Source organism: Methanoregula sp. (assembly GCF_002835825.1).
GTDB lineage: Archaea > Halobacteriota > Methanomicrobia > Methanomicrobiales > Methanospirillaceae > Methanoregula.
In genome coordinates this window covers 1-1,003 of record NZ_PIZH01000809.1, presented here as the reverse complement: position 1 = coordinate 1,003, position 1,003 = coordinate 1, and the positions used below count along the sequence as shown (strand labels likewise).

The 1,003-nt window shown below is 57.6% G+C and carries 2 protein-coding genes; both read left to right on the top strand.

The features are described 5' to 3' along the window. On the top strand, positions 1-497 hold a 497-nt coding region (locus CW742_RS15370), incomplete at its 5' end, for a cache domain-containing protein (protein WP_292421935.1). A gap of 5 nt (positions 498-502) precedes the next feature. Further along, entirely contained in the window at positions 503-970 is a 468-nt protein-coding gene (locus CW742_RS15365; RefSeq protein ID WP_292421932.1) for an N-acetyltransferase, read from the top strand. The last annotated feature ends 33 nt before the right edge of the window (positions 971-1,003 follow it).

The following is a 1,003-nucleotide window of genomic DNA, read 5'->3' as shown; positions in this document are numbered from 1 at the left end:
TCCCTGGGGGCGGGAACTTAGGGATTACGAATGAAAGCGGGGTCATTTTCTCAGGTGAGGTAAAGGACGGGATCGAATCCTTCGTCCGTAACGCGGCAGAGTCCGCCCGGAAGACCGGGAAGGAGGCAGCACTTCAGGCATTCAATGACCGGAACGGCTCTTTTGTCAATGGCCCGCTCTATGTGTACGCTTTCGATTATAACGGGACATGCCTCGCGCTGCCCTACCAGCCCCGGCTTGTCGGGAAGGACTTAAGCGGGCTCACGGACCAGTACGGGGTCAACTTTACACGGATAGAGATAGAACTCGCACGGCAGGGGGGCGGCTGGATCTATTACCATTACCCGAACCCGGCACGAAACAGCACAGTCGAACCGAAGATCAGCTATGTCACACCGGTCGATGATACCTGGTGGATTGGTGCCGGGGTCTATCCCTCTGACGAGAGTGCGGTGAATGCAGTTCTCCAGGCAGCTGATGGGCCGGGCATGAAGTGATGAGAATGGATGAATCGCATCTCCGTATCCGCGGTTATCGTGACAGCGATTTTCCCGCCGTGTGCAGCCTTGAAGCCGGGGAGAAGCGGACAGGATACGGCGCCGGGGTATTTGTCCGGCAGGCCGCGGTTCTCTGGCCCGCGACCTTTTTTGTCGCCGACCATGCCGGTGCAGCTGCAGGGTTTTCTGTCGGGGCACAGGTCCAGGGAAAACCCCGGGAAGGATGGATTATCAGGCTTGCTGTACAGGAAGAGTACCGAAGCCGGGGTATCGGCAGGAGGCTGGCCGGAACAACGATAGAAGCGCTTCGGGATGCAGGAGCGCGGACCGTCCTCCTTACGGTCGCCCCGCATAATACCGCAGCACAATCCCTTTACCGTAGCCTGGGATTCCTTCCGGTCCGCCGTTGCAAAGACTATTTTGCAGAAGGAGAAGACCGGGACATTCTGCAGCTGAATCTTACCGAAAAATAAAAAGAGAGAATTACGCGGCCTGGACCGGCTTTG